We start from the raw sequence: 18955 nt of genomic DNA, 5'->3' as shown, positions 1-18955 counted from the left end.
GCGTCAGCGGCCGATGCCATGCGGCTTGATCCAGCCGGTGTAGATGCCGATGATCACGATCGCGATCAGTGCGACCGATAAGCCGATGCGCCAGGTGAGTGCAGTGACGGTGCGTTTGGTCTGGCCACGGTCGGTGAGCAGGTAGTAGAGACCGGCCCCCAGGTTCCACAGAATCACGATCAGGAAGGCGACAATCAGCAGCGTCTTGAGCGAATCGTTCACAGCAGCCCCGGTGGTCGTCGGCATGGTTGTCGCATTGCACGCCTTTTTGCGCCGCTTGTCATGACGCGCAAGCACACGACGGTGCTGGGCTGGGCGTTGGCGGTGCTGGTGAGCGCGGGGTTTGCGTCGCTGGGGCAGTGGCAGCTGCAACGCATGCATAGCAAGGAGGCGCTGCTGGAACGCGCGGCGCATGTGCGGGAGGAGCCGTTGACCCTGGTGCAGGCACTGGCCAGCCCGCAGGCGCTGAGCTGGGTCAGTGGGCGCGTGCGCTTCCTGCCGCAACAGGTCCTACTGGATAACCAACTGCATGATGGGCGTGCCGGTGTGCGTGTGTATCAACTGGCCGCAGTGGAGGGGGCAGCGGGGACGCTGTTGGTCGATCTTGGCTGGCTGCCGTTGCCGGCGAATCGGCAGCTGCCCAGTATCGCGGCGCTCGACGGCGTGCGGGCGGTGCGGGGCCTGGTCAGTGCACCACCGTCGGCCGGTCTGGCGATCGGCCCTGCACTGGCGCCCACCGTCACTGCGGCCACCTGGCTGGCCACGCGGCTGGACCCGCAGGCCGTGTGCGAGGCCTTGGGCAGGCGCGACATTTCGTCGCAGGTGCTGCGTCTGGATCCGGCGTTGCCGATGGGCTACGTGCGCGATCTGGACGTGCTGCCGAATACGCTGCCGCCCGCGCGGCACTTGGGTTACGCGGTGCAATGGTTCGGGCTGGCGCTTGCGGTGCTGAGCACCGCCACGCTGCTGAGCTGGCGTGCGCGACGACGCAGGCGCGGGCACTGACGCCTGCGGCATGAGAAAATCGCCGCTATGACCACCTCTCCATCGGCCACACCGCACGCGGTCAAACGCGGCCGCAGAATGCTGATTGCCCTGGCGGTGCTGTTCTTCGGCTCGATGTTGCTGGCCGGCGTGCTGCGCTTCTCCGGCTGGCAGCCGGCATCGATGCGCAACAATGGCCAATTGCTCAATCCGCCTGCCGACCTGCGCGCGCTGACGCCCGTGCGCGCGGACTGGCAGCCGTATGCATGGGCACCTGGCGAGCGCGTATGGCGGATCGCATTGGCTCCGCCTGCAGGGTGTGCGCAGCAGTGCGTGGCATTGGCCGCGGAACTGGACAAGGTGTGGCAATTGCTGGGCCATCGCGCCGACAAGGTGGAGGTGCTGTGGATCGGTACGCCGCCGGCCGGGCTGCCGTCGATGCCGGCCTTGCGCGTGCTGCGCGACGACCTGCAGCTGCGCGGCGCGCTGCCGCATGCAGACGATGCGGCCGGCGTGCCGGTGTATGTGATCGACCCCAATGGCTTCGTAATCCTGCGCTATGCCCCGGGCTTCGACCCGGCCGGCCTGCGTTCGGATCTGGCCAAGCTGCTGAAACTGATGTGAGCCCGTTTCGATGAATCTGTTCGCGCCACCGGCACTATTTCGCCACTTCCACCGCATGGCCTGGCTGGCAGCGTTGTTCACTGCGAGCACGATCCTGTTCGGCTCGTTCGTGCGCCTGTCCGATGCCGGCATGAGCTGCCCGGACTGGCCGACCTGCTACGGCCGCGTGACCTGGCCGCAGACCACCGACGAAGCCAACACGCATGTGGCCAGCAAGATCCGGCCGCTGGAGTCGCACAAGGCCTGGCGCGAGCAGGTGCACCGCTTCCTGGCCGGGGCGCTGGGTGTGGAGGTGCTGGTGCTGACGCTGCTGGCCGCGCGCCGCCGTCGCATGGGCATTGCCCAGGTCGTCTCGGCCGCGGTACTGGTGGCGTTGTCGATCCCGCTGTACATGTCCGGGTGGCAGGGGGGGGCGATGGGCGTGGCGCTGGCGGGCGAAGCCATCCTGCTGTTGGCTGCGTTGCGCTGGAGCAATATCGATCTGGCGCGCGCGGCCGTGCTGACGCTGGCGGTGGTGATCTTCCAGGCGCTGCTGGGCATGTGGACGGTGACGCTGCTGCTCAAGCCCATCGTGGTGATGGGCCATCTGCTCGGCGGCATGCTGATGTTCTCGCTGCTGGTGTGGATGGCCTGGCGTGCCACGCACTTGCCGATCACGCTGGCCGACGCCTCGCGGTTGAAATGGTTGCTGCGGCTGGGCGTGGCGGTGCTGGGCCTGCAGATCGCGCTCGGTGGCTGGGTCAGCGCCAACTACGCCGCGCTGGCGTGCGGCGGCGGCAGCTGGTCTGCAGACAACTTCCCGCGTTGCGTCAGCCAGTGGTGGCCGCCGCACGACTTCCGCGAGGGTTTCACGCTGTGGCGCGGTATCGGCGTGGATTACGAAGGTGGCGTGCTCGATGGCGCGGCGCGTATCGCCATCCAGATGGCGCACCGGCTGTGGGCGATTGCGACCGCGCTGTACCTGTGGTGGCTGGCGTGGCGATTGTCGCGCCAGCCGGGCATGCGGGTATGGGCAAGCGCATTGGCGTTGCTGGTGGCCGTGCAGGTAGCGCTGGGCATGCTTAACGTCAAACTGGCGCTGCCGCTGGAAGTCTCGGTGCTGCATAACGGTGGCGCAGTGGCACTGTTGTTCGTGCTGGTCTCCCTGCTGGCGCGGTTGCGCGCGCCGGAGTGAGCATGGCCGTCAGCGCACGCGATTACTGGGATCTGACCAAACCCAAGGTGGTGGCATTGATCGTGTTCACCGCGCTGGTGGGCATGTTCCTGGCCATTCCCGGCATGCCGTCCTGGGTGCAGGTGCGCACCGGCGTGCTGGGCTTTCTGGGCATCTGGCTGGCGGCCTCGGCAGCGGCGGCGATCAATCAATTGCTCGATGCCAAGATCGACGCGCAGATGGCACGCACCTCGTGGCGTCCGCTGGTGGTGGGCAAGGTGCGGCCGTGGCAGGTGCTGGTGTTCGCCGGCGCGCTGATCGTGATCTCCATGACCCTGCTGGTGATGTGGGTGAACGTGATCACCGCAGTGCTGACCTTCGCCTCGCTGATTGGCTACGCGGTGATCTACACCGTCTACCTGAAACGCGCGACCTCGCAGAACATCGTGATCGGCGGTCTGGCCGGCGCCACGCCGCCGATGCTGGGATGGGCCGCGGTAACCGGCTTGCCGACCAGCGCCGATTGGATCAATGCCTCGTTGCTGGTGCTGATCATCTTCATCTGGACGCCGCCGCATTTCTGGGCGCTGGCGATCTTCCGCCGCGCCGATTACGCCAAGGCCGCGATCCCGATGTTGCCGGTGACCCATGGCGTGCCGCATACGCGCAAGCAGATCCTGGTGTACACAGTGCTGCTGGCGCTCGTGACGTTGCTGCCGGTGGTGGTGGGCATGAGCGGGATGTTCTACCTGGGCGGTGCGTTGGTGCTCAACGTGGTGTTCCTCTGGTACGCCTGGCGCATGCTCGATCCGCCGGACGAATTGTTTTCGATGAAGATGTTCGGCTACTCCATCGTCTATCTGATGGCGCTGTTTGCCTTCCTGATGGTCGATCACCTGTTGTTGCCGTGGGTGCGTTAGTGTCCTTTACAGCGGCCGGCAGTGTGCGCTGCAGGCGTGCTGGGCGCCTGCTCCCTTAGCCCAGCCAGGCGACGCAATCGGTCCTGCTGCTACAGAGGGTTTGCGCCTTCTGCCGCAAGCGCGCCAGCACTGCGCTGCCTTGCGCCGGATGCTGTTTGCTCCAGGCCTGCAGCGACGCGCCTACCGGGTTGAAGTGCCTGCGGTTCTTGCGCAGATAGCCATCGGGCTGTTCGGCCAGATCGCCGATCACCTGGCCTGCACGCGCTTCGATACCTGCGGCATCGTCCGGGTTGAGGCGGATCATGGCATCCAGATACGTGGCGCCGCGCTGCACAAGCGTTCCTTCGCTGCCGGGTATGGCGTACGCGTTCTTGAACCAGGACAGCGCGGTCTTGCTGTCGCCGCGTTCTTCGGGCAGGTGGCCCAGGTAAGGCATGCAGCAGGATGGCATCTTGCTGCGGCCCAATTCGGCCAGCAGCAACTGTTCGGCCGCACTGTTGTCACCTACCTCCACCAATAGATCGACCGCGCTCTCGATCGCGGATTGGCGCTCTTCGGGAGTCTTGGCCGTTGCAACGGCCCAGTGCATACGTTGATGCACGGTCTCGATGACGTCGGCCGGCAGCGGCTGCGGTCCTTCTTGCTCGCTGGCTTCGGGCTCCCCCTGAGACAGGTGTGCGAGCGCGATCATTGCAAACGCGGGACGCAGCCGGTCCACGATCGGCAGCGTGGGATCGGCATAGGCCTGCGCCAATGCCCGATTGAACGCCTCGGACAGGCTGGCCCGCTCGCGCGCATCGTCGCTGGCCGAGGCCTCAGGGTGGCTGCACCGGAGACTGGGACATGCAGGTTGGTCCGGACGTCGGCCGGGTCGGCGATTTACCGCCTGCAGCAAGGCACGCGTTGCAGGCGTGGCGACCGGTTGCTGCCTGTCGGCGAGCACCGCCAGCAGGCCGAATTGCCGTTGTAATGCTGGCTGCGGCGCTGTCTTTGCCAAGCTTGCCAGCACGACGGGGGCCTGCTTGGCATCGACCAGTTGATTGTCGTGGAGCCAGCTGTAACCGGCGAGTAGCGCCCAATCGTCCTAGTAGAGCAGCACCGGTTTGCCGGTCTTTTGGGCTTCTTCGAAGACCTTTTTGACGTGACCTTCGTTCCAGTCGATGCCGGCCGCGATGGCTGCAGGCGTGGCGGCCGTACCGGGCGGCGCGCCTGGAGTGGTTCTTTCGCAGGCGCTCAGTGTCGCAAGCAGCAGAAAAAGCACGCACAGCGCAGGAGGCGGCGAACGCAATGAGACAGCCATGGACACGCTCTCTGTGACGAAAGTCGAACGCAGCATCGAACCGGGTCGCGGCGCTCTACTGCACGTCGGAAAGTGCGAGCTGTCGGGATGTTGGTCAACGCGGGCAATGCGAACTGCTGCCATCCCGAGCGGATGTCGGTGGTGATGCCTGTCTCAGGCGGGAACGAGCATGCGCGGATGCACCTGACAGCTGCCTGGCCGCCAGCGGTCGCCAGCAGGCAAACGCGATGCGCGGCTAGCGTATCCCGGACTGAGGAGGTGCATCGGCTGGAGCGTTGCGCGCATAGCGCGCTGCCACGAACGCGCAGACGATCAGCTGCACCTGGTGATACAGCATGATCGGCAGCACGATCGCGCCCAGCCCGCCACCGGCGAACATCACCTTGGCCATCGGTACGCCGGTGGCCAGGCTTTTTTTCGAGCTGCAGAACACGATGGCGATCTCGTCGGCGCGGTTGAAGTGCAGGCGCCGCGCAAGGAAGGTGATGGAGACCATCGCCATCGCCAGCAACAGGGCTGCCACGCCGATCACCGAAAGCAGGGCAGGCAGCGGGGTCTTCTGCCACAGCCCTTCGTTCACCGACGCGCTGAAGGCGGTGTAGACCACCAGCAGGATGGTGGCCTGGTCGGTGTAACGCAGCACCGCGCGATGCCGTTCGACCCAGGCGCCAATCCATGGGCGCAGGAAGTGGCCAGCCAGGAACGGCACCAGCAACTGCAGCAGGATCTTGCCGATCGCGTCGGCCGGATGTGCCATTGCGCCTTGGCTGCCGACCATCGCGCCCATCAGCAGCGGAGTGAAGAACACCCCCAGCAGGCTGGAAAGCGAGGCCGCGCAGACCGCGGCCGGGACATTGCCGCGCGCCATCGAGGTGAACGCGATGGAGGACTGCACGGTGGACGGCAGCGCGCACAGGAACAGCACGCCGATGTACAACTCCGGCGTCAGTGCCACATGCGCCAGCGGCTTGAGCAGCAGCCCGAGCAGCGGAAACATCACGAAGGTGCAGGCCAGGATCACCAGATGCAGCCGCCAGTGCAGCGCGCCGGCCCTGACCGCCTCGCGCGACAGCCGCGCGCCATGCAGGAAGAATAGTGCGGCGATCGCCACGTCCGTCACATCGTCCATGACCGCAGCAGCGGTACCGGATACCGGCAGCAGCGAGGCGAGCGTGACTGTGCACAGCAGCGCAAGGGTGAAGGGATCGATGCGCAACCGCGCCAGCCAGTGTTTGATCATCGTGTGTACTTGAGGGGAAGTGGCCCAGCGGCCTGCCATTGTAGAGGTCAGTTCACTGCCTGTGAGGGTGTGGCGCCCGCCGCGTCATTGCGGTTGGCTTCAGCATGGCGTGCTGTTGCGCCGGTCCGGAACCGGCCAGCCAGCAACGAACGTGGCAGCGCGCGATTCGATCCGTGCGACAGGTCCAAAGTGCGCTGTACCCGACATCTGCGCTCGTGAATCCTTGCTAGATTCTAGTGCGCATGCTGCCGCTGCGCTCGTGTTTGCTCGCGTGTCCACGCAACGCCAGGAAAAGGAGTTATTGCATGCGTTACGACCAATATCAGCAGACGTTCGCGCTATCCACACTTGCCAACTGGGTTGGCGATCGCAAGGGCAGCCAGCCAGCGCTGCAAGCGGACTACCAGACCACGTTGTTGCAGACACTGGCATCGGCCGACAGCCAGGACAGAATCGGCGATTGGCAGCTGGTGTGGGGGCCTCAGGTCTGGCAGGCGCCCAATTCGTCGCTGTCGGGCAATGCGATGTATGTCGCCCATACCGACGCCATGCCTGGCATCGGCGAAGCGTATGTCGTTGCGCTGAGCGCTACCAATCCAGAATCGCTCTACGACTGGTTCACCGAAGACTTCGACGTTTCCTCGGTAGTGGACTTTACGAGCTACTCGCCGCTGCTCGGCACCGCTCCGGTCGCCGCAAAAAAGCCAATCAAGCCCGGGAGCGTGGTCATCTCGATAGGAGCGGCGACTGGCGTGTGGCATCTGCTCAACATGGTGAGTCCACCCTCTGCGCTGGCGCCGAACACGGGATTGCTGGAATTCCTGCAATCGCTGGATGGCAGCAAGGCGACGGTGATCTTCGCCGGGCATAGCCTGGGTGGCGCGCTATCGCCGACCTTGGCGACCTGGTTGAAGACCAATGGCAAGCTGGACAATTTCAACGCGGTGCACTGTTACCCCACGGCCGGCGCTACTCCCGGCAACGGTGCGTTTGCATCGTTGTGCGCGCAGGCATTGCCCCCGCCAGCGGCTGGGGCCGTGCCGTACCAGAGATGGAACGTCGATCTGTGGAACACGCTCGATTGCGTGCCCCATGCCTGGGCCGTGCCGATGCTCAGCCAGATCAAGACGCTTTACCGCAACACGCCGATCAAGGAAATCGACGTATTGGTCGATGTGGCCATCGCCAACGCGGTGGCGTCCACGGTGAGCTACCAGCAGATCAACAATCAGCCGCTAAGCGGCACCCTGACCGGCATCCCCACCACCATCGTGCAATTTCTCGAGCAGATGGCCCATCAGCACACCACCGCCTACCAGGCATTGATCGCCGAATGGCTGACACCGGTGCCGGTGACGCCGCAGACGCAGAGTGTGGATGCGACCCAAGCCCGTGACGACCTGATCGATCGGTTGGTTGCGCATGCCGCCCAGGTGGCGCTGGCCGATGCCGACAAGATCGAGGCCGTCGGCATGTCGGTCGAATCGATGGCCAAGACCTTGTTCAAGGATATATGAGCGTGCGGCGATCTCCGGTCGCTACCGACGGCCGCATACGTCGGTAACGGAAGGGCGGGGCGCTGGGTGATCAGCGCGCTCCGGGACGCAGGCGCAGCAGTTCGCGCAATTCGTACTTATCCGTGTCGTCCAGGCCTTGCGCACGTTGTTTGGCCTGCAATTCTTCCAGGCGTTGCTGCAGCAGTTGCCGATCGAGCTGGGCCATGGCGTCGTGCAACTCGATCGCCCAGCTCTGCTCGTCGCCTGGCAGCACCTGCGCGGCCAGCTTCTGCAGCGCGGCTTGTTCCTCGCGTTCGGTAAAGTGTTCCAACAGCGCGCCGGTACTGATGTCGGGGCGTTGCCGTACCAGCGCAAGCAGTTCCATCAACAACTCGATTCCAGGCAAGCGCAGGCCAGCGAAGTTGTGTTGGCCCTCCAGGCTCATCGCCAGCGAGGGCTGCTGCAGCAGGATCGCGATGGAGGCGCGCACCAGGCTGCGCCGCTGCACCGGTGCGCCGACCCGCGCGGGTACGCGGGCCTGCGGCGTGGCGCCGTGGCCGGGCGAACTGGGCGAGGCCCCCACGCCGGTCATGCGCGCCAGTTCTTGCCGCATCAGATCGCCGAACGCGCCTTCGGGTATCTGCGCCAGCATCGGTTTGGCGCGTTCGGCCAGGCGCGCCTTGCCGTCCAGCGTATGCAGGTTGATCTCGCGCGACATCTCGTCGAAGAAGAACTGCGACAGCGGCGTGGCCTGTTTCAGGCGCGTATCGAAGGCCTGCGCGCCTTCCTTGCGCACGATGGTGTCCGGGTCTTCGCCGTCGGGCAGGAACAGGAAGAACGCCTGGCGGCCGTCCTTCATGCGCGGCAGTACCGACTCGAGCGCGCGCCAGCCGGCCTTGCGGCCGGCGTTGTCGCCATCGAAACAGAACACCACGTCCGGCGCATTGCGGAACAGCAGTTCGGCATGTTCGGGCGTGGTCGCCGTGCCCAGCGTGGCCACCGCCTGGGTGACGCCGAACTGAAACAGCGAGACCACGTCCATGTAGCCCTCCACCACGATCAGCCGTTCGATCTTCTGGTTGGCCTGGCGCACCTGCCACAGGCCGTACAACTCGCGGCCCTTGTGGAACAGCGCGGTTTCCGGCGAATTGAGGTACTTCGGGCCCGGGTCGCGGCCATCAGCCGGCGCGCCCAGAATGCGTCCGCCGAAGGCGATCACCCGGCCGCGGCGGTCGAAGATCGGGAACATCACCCGGTCGCGGAACTTGTCGTAGACATGGCCGCGGTTGTTCTTGGAAAACAGCCCGGCGCGTTCGAGCACGCTCATGCGTCGTGTATCGATGCCCAGGGTGTCCTTCAATGCGCTGTAGCCATCGGGCGCGTAGCCGATCTGGAACCGCGCGCGGTTCTCCGCATCCACGCCGCGTCCGTCCAGGTACTCGGCGGCGCGTGCGTTGCCGTCGAGCTGGCGCTGAAAGAACTTGGTCGCCGCCTCCAGCGCCGAGTACAGCTCGCGGCTGTCGTCCTGTTGTTGCGGGGTGCGCTGCTGGGTGTCGCGCGGGATCTCCATGCCGGCGCGCTTGGCCAGCTCGTCGACCGCATCGAGAAACTCGAGGCGGTCGTAATTCATCAGGAAGCTGATCGCAGTGCCATGCGCGCCGCAGCCGAAGCAGTGATAGAACTGCTTGGTCGGCGAGACCGTGAACGAGGCCGAGCGCTCGTCGTGGAACGGGCAGCGCGCCGAATACTCCTTGCCCTGACGCTTGAGCGGCACGCGGCCGCCCACTATCTCGACGATGTCGGTACGTGCAAGCAGTTCGTCGATGAATGCGTCGGGGATGCGGGCCATCCCGCTAGGATATCCCAGCCGCTGGCGCCAGCCTGAGTCGGCCCGCCGCCAGAAGCATGTCGGCCATGTGCAGCACACCTTCGCCGGGTCAGCTGCGCGCAGGTGTGTCCGGCAGCGTGGGGGCGCCTGCCGCCACGGGCGTGGCGATGGCCTCGGGCGGGTGATCCGGGTCCACGCCGGCCTCGCGCAGCTTGCGGTGCGAGCGCACGCGCTCGTCGATGACCGCAGTCAGTAAGGCTCCGACGAAGAACACCACCGAGGCGTAGTACATCCACACCAGCAGGATCACCAGGGTGCCCATCGAGCCGTAGGCGCTGCCCGGCGCGGCCTTGGCGATGTAGACGCCGATGGCATAGCGGCCCAGCGCAAACAGCAGCGCGGTAATGACGCCGCCGACGAAGGCCTGCCGCCAGTTGACGGTGCGATCGGGCAGATAGCGGTACAGAAACGCGAACGCCACCGAATACAGCGCCAGCGTGGTCACATAGCCCACCGCCGGCAGTACCGACGGCAGCCGCGCGAACACCACCTGCAGGGCGGTGGTGGCGATCATCGACACGATCAGCAGAAAGCCCAGCGCCAGGATCACCCCAAAGGAAAATACGCGCTTCTTCAGCCACGCCATGATGCCGTCCAGGCGCTGCTTGTCGGTGCGGAAGATCAGGTTCAGCGCATTTTGCAACTGCGCAAACACCGCAGTGGCACCGATGAACAGCAACAGCGTGCTCCATAGCCCGGCCAGCGAGCCGATGCCGGGCTGGTCGGTGGCATTGCGGATCACCGTGTCGGCCACCTCGGCAGCGCTACCGCCGGCCAGTTGCGCGACCTGCTGCACCAGCGCTTCCTGTGCAGGTGGATACAGCGAGGCAGTCAGCCACAGCAGCAAGACCAGCAACGGCGCCAGCGACAGCAGCGCATAGAACGACAGCGATGCGGCCTGCGTCATCACGTCGATTTCGAGAAACCGATTGAACAGCGCCATCGGCAGGCTGCGCTGCAGGCGGCCCAGATGCTTTTGCAGGTATTCGGTGGAAAGCGTCGTCACCGGCGAAAATCCTTGGCGCATACCGTCGCGGGGCGCAGGTGGCATGGAGCCAGACCGGTATGCGGAGTGCCTGGCCCGCGCCTGCGCTGGCATCACCGTTCTAACAGGGCCGGATCGAAGGTGCGGTGAAAAGTGGCGGCTGCGTTCGCGCGCGAGTCGAGACGTCGAGCGCAACGCGTGATGGGCGTGGCCGATGTGGTGCTGCTGCGCAGACAGTCCCAGCACTGCGATCGGTCGCGTGCTGCAAGCGGGCTGGCAGTGGCTGCGCTTGGCTAGGGAAATGCGCACGTCCTCTCGAATGCGCAGAGGCGGCGAGCCTGACAGGACGGCATGGCGTTGCAGCCCTGTGAGCGCGGGTACCGGAACGTTCGGCTCTACGGTACGTCGCTTGAAGAGTGCCGGATTTAAGGCGAAGCAGGCGCCCGAAGGCACATCAGCACGGCAGTGATCCGGGCGTGCTGCTGCCGCCATTGCCGGTTCACCGGATATCGTTCTGACGCATTCCGGTTTCGACCCGACGCCAGCGCCAGCCTGGTGCTGCCCGGTCAGCGTGTCGGCCATGTCAGCCGGCATCGCTGCCACTGTCACTTCCAACGCAACACGCCTGCCCCGGCTGCTTGCGCCGGGCAGGCGTGAACGCGAGCTGGTGTCAGCCCGCCAAGTGCTTCTTCACCAGCGTGGACACCAGGCCCATGTCGGCCTGGCCGGCGAGCTTGGGCTTGAGTGCGCCCATCAGCTTGCCGATGTCGGCGGGGCTGCTTGCTCCGGTCTCGGCAATGGTGGCCTGGATGGCGGCCACGATCTCGGCTTGGCCCATCTTGGCCGGCAGGTAACGCTCGATCACCACGATCTCCTCGCGCTCGATCTGCGCCAGGTCTTCGCGTGCGGCGCCTTCGTACTGGGTGACCGAGTCCTTGCGCTGCTTGACCATCTTGTCGAGCACGGCGATGACGGCGGCATCGTCCATCTCGATGCGCTCGTCCACTTCCTTCTGCTTGATCGCGGCGTTGATCAGCCGGATCACGCCCAGGCTGTGCTTGTCGCCGGACTTCATCGCGGCCTTCATGTCATCGGTAAGCTGCTGCTTGAGGGGCATGGGGTAACTCCTGGGTTGCAGGTGAACGGATGCGACACGCCTCGGTGGGCGAGGGCGGCGGCAGGGATTGAGGCAACACCGGATCCGGCGACGGTGTGGCGTGGCATGGATCGCCCTGCCGGGATGGCCGCAAACCAATACAAAAAGCCGGCGACGCTCGCGCGTGCCGGCTCTTGGGTTCGATCCGGTCCGGTCGCGCCTACAGCGCAGACCCGGCGGCAAGGAACCGCGTTCGATCAGTACAAGCGCTGACGCTTGGTGACGTCGCGCGAGGAACGACGCAGCTGACGCTTCACGGCAGCGGCAGCCTTGCGCTTACGCTCCTGGGTCGGCTTTTCATAGAACTCGCGCTTGCGGGTCTCGGCCAGCACGCCGGCCTTTTCGCAGGTGCGCTTGAAACGGCGGAGCGCAAATTCGAAGGGCTCGTTCTCGCGGACTTTAACGCTGGGCATGTGTTCTCCAGAAAGTGGGATTTCCGTCCGGGAGCCCCGGGCGGGTGCGAGCGGACTCGCGTGACGGAATTTCCGGGTTGCCCCGGCGAGCCGCGCATTATAACGACTTGCAAGCGGCCCGCAAGCCCCTGGCAAAAATTGCCGGGAACGGCCAGGCAGAGCGTGCGCCGGCGCGCGTTTCGGCCGGCAGGCACGGCAGGGCAGCATCTGCGGGCGGGCCGATCTGCGCAACGCAAAAGCTGCGAAAATGGCCGCACACGTTTATCTGCCGAGTTGCCGTGAAAGTCCTTGGGATCGAATCATCATGCGATGAGACCGGTGTGGCGGTTTACGACACCGCCCTGACCGGCGTGCCGGCGTTGCGCGCCCATGCGGTGTACAGCCAGATCGCGCTGCATGCCGAATACGGCGGGGTGGTGCCGGAGCTGGCCAGTCGCGACCACGTGCGCAAGCTGCTGCCGTTGATCCGCCAGACCCTGGGCGAGGCGGGGCTGCGCATCGACGAACTGGACGGGGTGGCCTACACCGCCGGGCCCGGCCTGGTCGGCGCCCTGCTGGTCGGCGCCGGTGTGGCGCGCTCGCTCGCCTGGGCGCTGGAGGTGCCGGCGATCGGGGTGCATCACATGGAAGGGCATCTGTTGGCACCGCTGATGGAAGACGACCCGCCGCAGCCGCCCTTCGTGGCGCTGCTGGTCTCCGGCGGGCATACCCAATTGGTGTCGGTCAAGGCGCTGGGCAGCTACGAAGTGCTGGGCGAGACCCTGGACGATGCGGCCGGCGAGGCGTTCGACAAGACTGCCAAGATGATGGGCCTGCCATATCCGGGCGGCCCGCAACTGGCGGCGCTGGCCGAAACCGGCACCCCGGGGCGCTACAAGTTCGCCCGGCCGATGACCGACCGGCCGGGCCTGGATTTCAGCTTCAGCGGGCTCAAGACCCAGGTGCTGCTGGCCTGGCGCGGCAGCGACCAGTCCGACACCACCCGCGCGGACATCGCGCGCGGCTTCGAGGATGCCGTGGTGGAAACGCTGGCGATCAAATGCTTGCGCGCGCTGGACGCGGCCGGCTGCAACACGCTGGTGGTGGCCGGCGGTGTGGGCGCCAACAAGCGCCTGCGCGCGCAGCTGCAGGAGGCCGCGCAGCGCCGTGGCGGCCGGGTCTGTTTCCCGCGCCCGGCGCTGTGCACCGACAACGGCGCGATGATCGCCTTCGCCGGCGCGCTGCGGCTGCAGGCCGGCGAGCACGCCGATGCCGCGGTGCATGTGACGCCGCGCTGGGATATGGCGAGCCTGCCGCCACTGGCAGCGGCGCGGGATTTGGGAGTGGAGATTCGGGATTCGTAGAAGCCGGTTCCGCATTGCCATTACGCTCTGACCAATCCCCAATCCCCAATCCCCAATCCCCAATCTCGGCTCCCCATGGATAAAGTGTTTATCGAAGGCCTGGAAATCGATGCGCTGATTGGCATCTACGACTGGGAGCGGCGGATTCGCCAGACGCTGCGGTTCGATCTGGAGATGGGCTTCGACAACCGCATTCCGGCGGCCAGCGACGACATTGCCGATACGCTGAACTACAAGGCGGTAAGCAAGCGGTTGATCGACTTCGTGCAGGGCTCGGATTGCGGGCTGGTCGAGACCCTGGCCGAGCGTTGCGCGGCGATCGTGCTGGACGAATTCGGCGTGCAGTGGCTGCGGCTGAAGCTCAGCAAGCCCGGTGCGGTACGTGGCGCGCAGGCGGTGGGCGTCATCATCGAACGGGAGCGGGCGGCCTGAGTGTCGCGAGCCGCCCGCCTTGCCGACTTCTCGCTGCATGCGGGGAACCCGCAGTATCCAGGGTCGCAGGGAACCAAGCGCCGCGCCGCCGCCGCGCTGGAGCGCAACATGCCATGCAACCGGTCTCTACAACTCCCGAATCTCCAATCCCGGCCTCAAAGACTTGCCCCCCCGCGGCCGCAGCAGGCTAGAATTGCCGGCCATGTAAACGTTTTCTCAAGGATCTCATGGCTGCTGATCGCATCGAAACCCTGATTGCCCGGATGACCGTCGAAGAGAAGGTCGGCCAGTTGGGTGTGTTCGCCGACATGGTGCGGCCGTTCGCGCCGGACGTGAATCCCGAGGCCAATGTGCTCAATGCCGATGAGGTGTTGCAGCAAGTGCGCGCCGGCCGGGTCGGCTCGCTGTTCAATGGCGTGGGCGCCGCGCTGGGCATGCAGATCCAGAAAGTGGCGGTGGAAGAGAGTCGTCTGGGCATCCCGGTGATCCTGGCCGCGGACGTGATCCACGGCATGCGCACGGTGTTCCCGATTCCGCTGGGCGAGGCGGCCAGCTTCGAGCCTGAACTGGCCGAGCGCACCGCGCGCGCCACCGCGATCGAGGCCACCGCGGCCGGATTGCACTGGACCTACGCACCGGCCGTGGATATCGCCCGCGACCAGCGCTGGGGCCGTGGCGCCGAGGGCGCTGGCGAAGACGTGGTGCTGGGCATGGCATTCGCCGCTGCGCGCGTGCGCGGCTTCCAGGGCGGCGACCTGACTGCCGACGATTGCCTGCTGGCCACGCCCAAGCACTTCGCCGCTTATGGCGCGGTGGCTGCCGGCATGGAATACAACACTGTGGACATCGCGCCGCAGACCCTGCGCGACGTGCATCTGCCGCCGTTCAAGGCCGCCTTCGATGCCGGTGCGCTGACGGTGATGTCCTCGTTCAACGACATCAACGGTGTGCCGGCCAGCGCCAACCATGAGTTGCTCACCGAGATCCTGCGCGGCGAGTGGCAGTTTCCGGGCGTGGTGATTTCCGACTACACCGCCGACATGGAGCTGATTGCGCACGGCTACGCCGCCGATGAGCGCGATGCGACCAAGAAGGCGTTCCTGGCCGGGCTGGACCTGAGCATGCAGAGCGGCTTCTATGCCGCGCATCTGCCGTCGCTGGTGGAAAGCGGCGAAGTGCCGATGGCCGCGCTGGATGCCAGCGTGCGCCGCATCCTGCAGCTGAAGGACGCGATCGGTCTGTTCAACAACCCGTACCGTTCGCTGGACCCGGCGCGTGAAGCCGATACCGCGCATCTGCCTGCGCACGATGCCTTGTCGCGCGATGCGGCGCGGCGTTCGATCGTGTTGCTGAAGAACGACGACGCCGTGCTGCCGCTGAAGAAAAGCGGGCAGCGCATCGCCTTGATCGGGCCGTTCGTGCAGGACCGCGAGAACATCGAAGGTTGCTGGACGCTGTTCGGCGACAAGGCGCGCTACGTGACCCTGGAGCAGGGCGTGCGCGCCGTGGTCGGCACCGACTATCTGAGCGTCGTGCAGGGTTGCGGCCTGGAAGAGGCATTGCCGGGTGGGATTTCCGCGGCCATTGATGCCGCGCAAGCCGCCGATGTGGTGGTGCTGGCGCTGGGCGAGCCGCAGCGGTTCAGTGGCGAGGCGCAGTCGCGCACCGAGATCACCTTGCCGCCGGGGCAACAGGCGCTGGCCGAAGCGGTGGCCGCGACCGGCACGCCGGTGGTGGTGCTGTTGCGCAACGGGCGCGCGCTGGCATTGAGCGGTGCGGTACGCGATGCCCAGGCGATTGCGGTGACCTGGTATCTGGGCACCCAGACCGGGACCGGTGTGGCCGATGTGCTGTTCGGCGACTACAACCCATCCGGGCGTCTGCCGATCAGCTTCCCGCAGGTCACCGGGCAGCAGCCGTATTTCTACAATCATCTGCGCACCGGTCGTCCCGAATTGCCGACCTTGTCCGAGTACAAGGCGCGCTGGCGCGAAATGCCCAACGAGCCGTTGTATCCGTTCGGCCATGGGCTGAGCTACACCACCTTTGCGTATGCGCAGCCGCAGTTGAGCACCGCGCAGCTGGGCTGGGACGACACCCTCAGCATCACCACGCGCGTGACCAATACTGGCCGCGTGGCCGGCGAAGAAGTGGTGCAGCTGTACGTGCACGACCGTGTGGCCAGCCGGGTGCGCCCGGTGCGCGAACTCAAGGCATTCCGCAAGGTGTTGCTGCAGCCGGGTGAGAGCACGGAGGTAGTGTTCACCCTGACGCGCGACGCGCTGTCCTTCACCAATCGCAAGGGCGTCTTCAGCGCCGAGCCAGGCGTTTTCGACGTGTGGGTCTGCGCATCGGCCAAGAGTGGCGAGGCGGTGGCATTCGAGTTGCTCGACGCCTGTGGGTAGCCCGACGCGATGACCTGTCATCGCGCCGCCAGCGGTGGGCTGTGAATGACGTCGTGTGCGCGTAAGCATCCAGGCCGGTGGCTCGACTGTTTTCAAGAGCAGACGTCTTTCGGCTGCTGAAGCCAACCACGACGCGCGTCTGGCGCATTCAAGTTTCCACACACGCTGTGCCTACATCAGTGGAGTAAACGCTGGTATCGGTCTGTTTACGCGGCGTGGCGCAGAGACCTCTGTGACGCCACCCAGCGGAGTTCTCAACTGTCGGCATTGAAACGATGAGCTATCGTCGTGGCCAATAGCCGGTGGTGACTACGCAGCAGACGTATCGCGCAGCCAAACCGCGCGCTACCTGCGCCCACGGGCGCAGGTAGCGCCTGGAACGGTTTACGGCATTGCGCTCACGCGTCGTTTTCGACCGCGGCCTTGCTCTTGGGCGTCAGCTTGAGCAGGCGCCCGGTGCTGCCGCTGGCATCGTCTTCAAGCAACCACAGCGCGCCATCGGGGCCTTGCTCCACTTCGCGGATGCGCGCGCCCATATCGTAGCGAGCGACTTCGCGCGGCTGATCGCCGAGCGAGACCTGCACCAGTGCCATCGACGACAGCCCGCCGATCAAGCCATTGCCGCGCCACGCCGGGAATTGCTTGCCGCTGTAGATCACAAAGCCGGCGGGCGAAATCACGGGCGTCCAGCTGATCTTGGGGGCAGCGAATTCCGGCCGGGTGTAGTGGTCGGGAATCGGTCGGCCATCGTAGTGATCGCCGTTGGACACGATCGGATAGCCATAATTGGCGCCGCGCTGGATCAGGTTGAGCTCATCGCCACCGGCCGGGCCCATTTCGTGTTCCCACAGCCGGCCCCTGCCGTCGAAGGCAATGCCCAGGATGTTGCGGTGGCCCAGCGACCACACCTGTGCAGCCACGCCGCCCTGCGCAACGAACGGATTGTCGGCCGGCACGCTGCCGTCGTCGTTGAGACGGATCAACTTGCCGAGGTTGGCCTTCATGTCCTGCGCGGGATCGAACTTCTGCCGTTCGCTGGAGGTGATCCACAGCTTGCCACTGGGGTCGAACGCAAGCCGATGGCCGAAGTGGCCGTTGCCGGACACTTTGGGCTCCTGCCGCCATATCACCTTGAGGTCGGACAAGGTGCCGCCGCCGGTGGCGTCCAACGTGAGCTTGGCACGGGCGACCGCTGCCCCGCGCGTGTCGCCCTGGCCGGGTTCGGCATAGCTCACATAGACCAGGCCATTTTTGGCAAATCGCGGATGCGCCAGCACATCACCAAAACCGCCCTGGCCGCCGTAGGCGACTGTCGGCACGCCGGACACCGCGCTCTTGCGCTTGGTCTTGGGATCCAGCCGCATCAGGGCGCCCCGCTTTTCGCTGACCAATAGCGTGCCATCGGGCAAGAAGGTCATCGCCCAGGGTTCGTCGAAATCGGCGACGGTAGCGGCCTGGAACGGCCACTGCGCCTTGGGAATGGCTGCTGCCGGGGCAGCAGTGGACGTGGGTGCGGGTGCGGCGGCAGGAGCGGCCAGAACGGCGCCGGTGGTGAACAGGGTAGCCGAGCAGGCCAGAGCGAGCAGACGTCGGGCAGACATGAGGTCCTCCAGGGGTGGGTCACGGTCACACTGCAGCCCTCCCGCAACGTGTCCCGCGTCGGGTTTTCAAGTACCTTACACGACGCTGCCGAGGCCGCCCTTGTCCGCAGATCACTCTCCGCAGGGCGGACGCGTCTCACACCGCTGTTTCATCATGAAATATCACCATGAAAAGGAGTTTCCATGGCAACGCAAAAAACCTCGTCCGCATTTATCGCCGCATCCTGGGCTGCTTTGCTGCTCGGCGGATCGGCGTATCTGATCGGCCTGTGGAATGCGCAGATGCTGCTCAACGAAAAGGGTTACTACTTCACCTTGCTGTTGTTTGGCCTGTTCGCATCGGTGTCGTTGCAGAAGAGCGTGCGTGACCGCGTCGACGGCATTCCGGTCACCGGCCTGTATTACGCCATCTGCTGGTTTCGCTGATCATTGCGCTGGTCCTGCTGACCATCGGCTTGTTCAACGCCACCTTGGTGCTGAGCGAAAAAGGCTTTTACGCGATGGCTTACGCGCTGAGTCTGTTCGGTGCAGTTGCGGTGCAGAAAAACACGCGCGACTCAATGGACGTATCGGCCGCCTCGCGAACGACCTATGCGGTGCCGCCGGCGCTGGACTGACCACCCGTATGCGCTGCACTAACGACAGCGCCACCTCATCGGTGGCGTTGTCGTATCAGCGCTTGGGAGGATGGTCGCCACCGACGAAATCGGCTGCATTTTCCCAGGCACGCTTGACCGCGTGGCGCGCCTTGCTCCAGCTCAACGACGATGTGCCGCGCTTGGCTTCCCAATCGCGATGCAACTCGGCCTCTACCTGGTCATAGGCGCGTGCATTGTCGCGGATACGCGCCTCGTGGCCGGCCAGATAGGCACCTTCGTAATCCTCGTAGCGATCGCCTTCGGTGTAATACGGTTCTTCGGTAAAGCGCTCGCGCCAGTACGTGGACACTTTCTGACTGCGGTCTTCGTCCGGTGCGCGGCCCGGAATCTGGTACGGCACGTTCATGCGCGGCTCC

General features: G+C 65.5%; 16 protein-coding genes and 2 pseudogenes. 9 read left to right on the top strand and 9 right to left on the bottom strand.

The window, feature by feature from the left end; genetic code table 11:
- Window positions 1–3 precede the first annotated feature (3 nt).
- The gene (locus XCSCFBP4642_RS0120565; protein WP_029221428.1) at window positions 4–222 is read right to left on the bottom strand and encodes a twin transmembrane helix small protein; all 219 of its coding nucleotides are present in this window, start codon (window positions 220–222) and stop codon (window positions 4–6) included.
- 60 nt (window positions 223–282) lie between these two features.
- Here XCSCFBP4642_RS0120565 and XCSCFBP4642_RS0120560 point away from each other — a divergent pair, with 60 nt between their 5' ends.
- The 4 genes from XCSCFBP4642_RS0120560 to cyoE are packed head-to-tail and all read left to right on the top strand — an operon-like array spanning window position 283 to window position 3681.
- Window positions 283–1005 (top strand): SURF1 family protein, encoded by a 723-nt coding sequence (locus XCSCFBP4642_RS0120560; protein WP_029221427.1) that lies wholly within the window; start codon window positions 283–285, stop codon window positions 1003–1005.
- Between the two features lie 27 nt (window positions 1006–1032).
- Window positions 1033–1608, top strand: coding sequence for a hypothetical protein (locus XCSCFBP4642_RS0120555; protein ID WP_029221426.1), 576 nt, complete (start codon window positions 1033–1035; stop codon window positions 1606–1608).
- Between the two features lie 10 nt (window positions 1609–1618).
- Complete coding sequence (locus XCSCFBP4642_RS0120550) at window positions 1619–2782, top strand: COX15/CtaA family protein (RefSeq protein ID WP_029221425.1); 1164 nt, start codon at window positions 1619–1621, stop codon at window positions 2780–2782.
- Window positions 2783–2784: 2 nt separating this feature from the next.
- Window positions 2785–3681: a heme o synthase gene (gene cyoE / locus XCSCFBP4642_RS0120545; protein WP_029221424.1), complete on the top strand. Its 897-nt coding sequence runs from the start codon at window positions 2785–2787 to the stop codon at window positions 3679–3681.
- Window positions 3682–3736: 55 nt separating this feature from the next.
- Here cyoE and XCSCFBP4642_RS25490 read toward each other — a convergent pair.
- Window positions 3737–4981, bottom strand: a pseudogene (locus tag XCSCFBP4642_RS25490) (thioredoxin family protein).
- 235 nt (window positions 4982–5216) lie between these two features.
- Complete coding sequence (locus tag XCSCFBP4642_RS0120535; protein WP_029221423.1) at window positions 5217–6260, bottom strand: bile acid:sodium symporter family protein; 1044 nt, start codon at window positions 6258–6260, stop codon at window positions 5217–5219.
- Between the two features lie 266 nt (window positions 6261–6526).
- Here XCSCFBP4642_RS0120535 and XCSCFBP4642_RS0120530 point away from each other — a divergent pair, with 266 nt between their 5' ends.
- Window positions 6527–7738, top strand: coding sequence for a lipase family protein (locus XCSCFBP4642_RS0120530; RefSeq protein ID WP_029221422.1), 1212 nt, complete (start codon window positions 6527–6529; stop codon window positions 7736–7738).
- 70 nt (window positions 7739–7808) lie between these two features.
- On the opposite strand, the gene dnaG is transcribed toward XCSCFBP4642_RS0120530, so the two are convergent.
- The 4 genes from dnaG to rpsU all read right to left on the bottom strand — a co-directional run bounded on the left by dnaG (window position 7809) and on the right by rpsU (window position 12159).
- Window positions 7809–9566 carry a DNA primase gene (gene dnaG / locus XCSCFBP4642_RS0120525; RefSeq protein WP_029221421.1) on the bottom strand — a complete coding sequence of 586 codons (1758 nt, stop codon included), beginning with the start codon at window positions 9564–9566 and terminating at the stop codon, window positions 7809–7811.
- A gap of 88 nt (window positions 9567–9654) precedes the next feature.
- Window positions 9655–10611 (bottom strand): YihY/virulence factor BrkB family protein, encoded by a 957-nt coding sequence (locus XCSCFBP4642_RS0120520; RefSeq protein WP_029221420.1) that lies wholly within the window; start codon window positions 10609–10611, stop codon window positions 9655–9657.
- Window positions 10612–11260: 649 nt separating this feature from the next.
- A complete protein-coding gene (locus tag XCSCFBP4642_RS0120515; RefSeq protein ID WP_029221419.1) occupies window positions 11261–11707 on the bottom strand; it encodes a GatB/YqeY domain-containing protein in 447 nt (148 codons plus the stop codon).
- A 236-nt stretch (window positions 11708–11943) separates the two neighbouring features.
- Entirely contained in the window at window positions 11944–12159 is a 216-nt protein-coding gene (gene rpsU, locus XCSCFBP4642_RS0120510; protein ID WP_002808376.1) for a 30S ribosomal protein S21, read from the bottom strand.
- Between the two features lie 278 nt (window positions 12160–12437).
- Here rpsU and tsaD point away from each other — a divergent pair, with 278 nt between their 5' ends.
- The 3 genes from tsaD to XCSCFBP4642_RS0120495 all read left to right on the top strand — a co-directional run bounded on the left by tsaD (window position 12438) and on the right by XCSCFBP4642_RS0120495 (window position 16339).
- Window positions 12438–13502, top strand: a complete 1065-nt coding sequence (gene tsaD / locus XCSCFBP4642_RS0120505) for a tRNA (adenosine(37)-N6)-threonylcarbamoyltransferase complex transferase subunit TsaD (RefSeq protein WP_029221418.1) — start codon at window positions 12438–12440, stop codon at window positions 13500–13502.
- Between the two features lie 75 nt (window positions 13503–13577).
- Window positions 13578–13934 carry a dihydroneopterin aldolase gene (folB, locus tag XCSCFBP4642_RS0120500; RefSeq protein ID WP_029221417.1) on the top strand — a complete coding sequence of 119 codons (357 nt, stop codon included), beginning with the start codon at window positions 13578–13580 and terminating at the stop codon, window positions 13932–13934.
- Between the two features lie 227 nt (window positions 13935–14161).
- Window positions 14162–16339, top strand: coding sequence for a glycoside hydrolase family 3 N-terminal domain-containing protein (locus XCSCFBP4642_RS0120495; protein WP_029221416.1), 2178 nt, complete (start codon window positions 14162–14164; stop codon window positions 16337–16339).
- 398 nt (window positions 16340–16737) lie between these two features.
- Here the strand turns inward: XCSCFBP4642_RS0120495 and XCSCFBP4642_RS0120490 are convergent, their stop codons facing one another.
- On the bottom strand, window positions 16738–17940 hold the full coding sequence (locus XCSCFBP4642_RS0120490) for a PQQ-dependent sugar dehydrogenase (RefSeq protein ID WP_029221415.1): 1203 nt from the start codon (window positions 17938–17940) through the stop codon (window positions 16738–16740).
- 183 nt (window positions 17941–18123) lie between these two features.
- Between XCSCFBP4642_RS0120490 and yiaA the strand changes: the two are divergent.
- Window positions 18124–18557: pseudogene (gene yiaA / locus XCSCFBP4642_RS25485) on the top strand (inner membrane protein YiaA).
- Between the two features lie 55 nt (window positions 18558–18612).
- Here the strand turns inward: yiaA and XCSCFBP4642_RS0120480 are convergent.
- Window positions 18613–18945, bottom strand: a complete 333-nt coding sequence (locus XCSCFBP4642_RS0120480; protein ID WP_029221414.1) for a hypothetical protein — start codon at window positions 18943–18945, stop codon at window positions 18613–18615.
- Window positions 18946–18955: the final 10 nt, after the last annotated feature.

The sequence above is a fragment of the Xanthomonas cassavae CFBP 4642 genome, assembly GCF_000454545.1.
GTDB lineage: Bacteria > Pseudomonadota > Gammaproteobacteria > Xanthomonadales > Xanthomonadaceae > Xanthomonas > Xanthomonas cassavae.
Note: the sequence above shows the minus strand (reverse complement) of the source record. Positions and strands in the feature narration are given on the sequence as shown.

Bases quoted from the DNA above. Each gene is read 5' to 3' on its own strand.
- XCSCFBP4642_RS0120530 (WP_029221422.1), top strand. From the start codon at position 6,527: ATGCGTTACGACCAATATCAGCAGACGTTCGCGCTATCCACACTTGCC.
- XCSCFBP4642_RS0120480 (WP_029221414.1), bottom strand. From the start codon at position 18,945: ATGAACGTGCCGTACCAGATTCCGGGCCGCGCACCGGACGAAGACCGC.
- XCSCFBP4642_RS0120550 (WP_029221425.1), top strand. From the start codon at position 1,619: ATGAATCTGTTCGCGCCACCGGCACTATTTCGCCACTTCCACCGCATG.
- XCSCFBP4642_RS0120555 (WP_029221426.1), top strand. From the start codon at position 1,033: ATGACCACCTCTCCATCGGCCACACCGCACGCGGTCAAACGCGGCCGC.
- XCSCFBP4642_RS0120515 (WP_029221419.1), bottom strand. From the start codon at position 11,707: ATGCCCCTCAAGCAGCAGCTTACCGATGACATGAAGGCCGCGATGAAG.
- cyoE (WP_029221424.1), top strand. From the start codon at position 2,785: ATGGCCGTCAGCGCACGCGATTACTGGGATCTGACCAAACCCAAGGTG.
- rpsU (WP_002808376.1), bottom strand. From the start codon at position 12,159: ATGCCCAGCGTTAAAGTCCGCGAGAACGAGCCCTTCGAATTTGCGCTC.
- folB (WP_029221417.1), top strand. From the start codon at position 13,578: ATGGATAAAGTGTTTATCGAAGGCCTGGAAATCGATGCGCTGATTGGC.
- XCSCFBP4642_RS0120490 (WP_029221415.1), bottom strand. From the start codon at position 17,940: ATGTCTGCCCGACGTCTGCTCGCTCTGGCCTGCTCGGCTACCCTGTTC.
- dnaG (WP_029221421.1), bottom strand. From the start codon at position 9,566: ATGGCCCGCATCCCCGACGCATTCATCGACGAACTGCTTGCACGTACC.
- XCSCFBP4642_RS0120560 (WP_029221427.1), top strand. From the start codon at position 283: ATGACGCGCAAGCACACGACGGTGCTGGGCTGGGCGTTGGCGGTGCTG.
- XCSCFBP4642_RS0120535 (WP_029221423.1), bottom strand. From the start codon at position 6,260: ATGGCAGGCCGCTGGGCCACTTCCCCTCAAGTACACACGATGATCAAA.
- XCSCFBP4642_RS0120495 (WP_029221416.1), top strand. From the start codon at position 14,162: ATGGCTGCTGATCGCATCGAAACCCTGATTGCCCGGATGACCGTCGAA.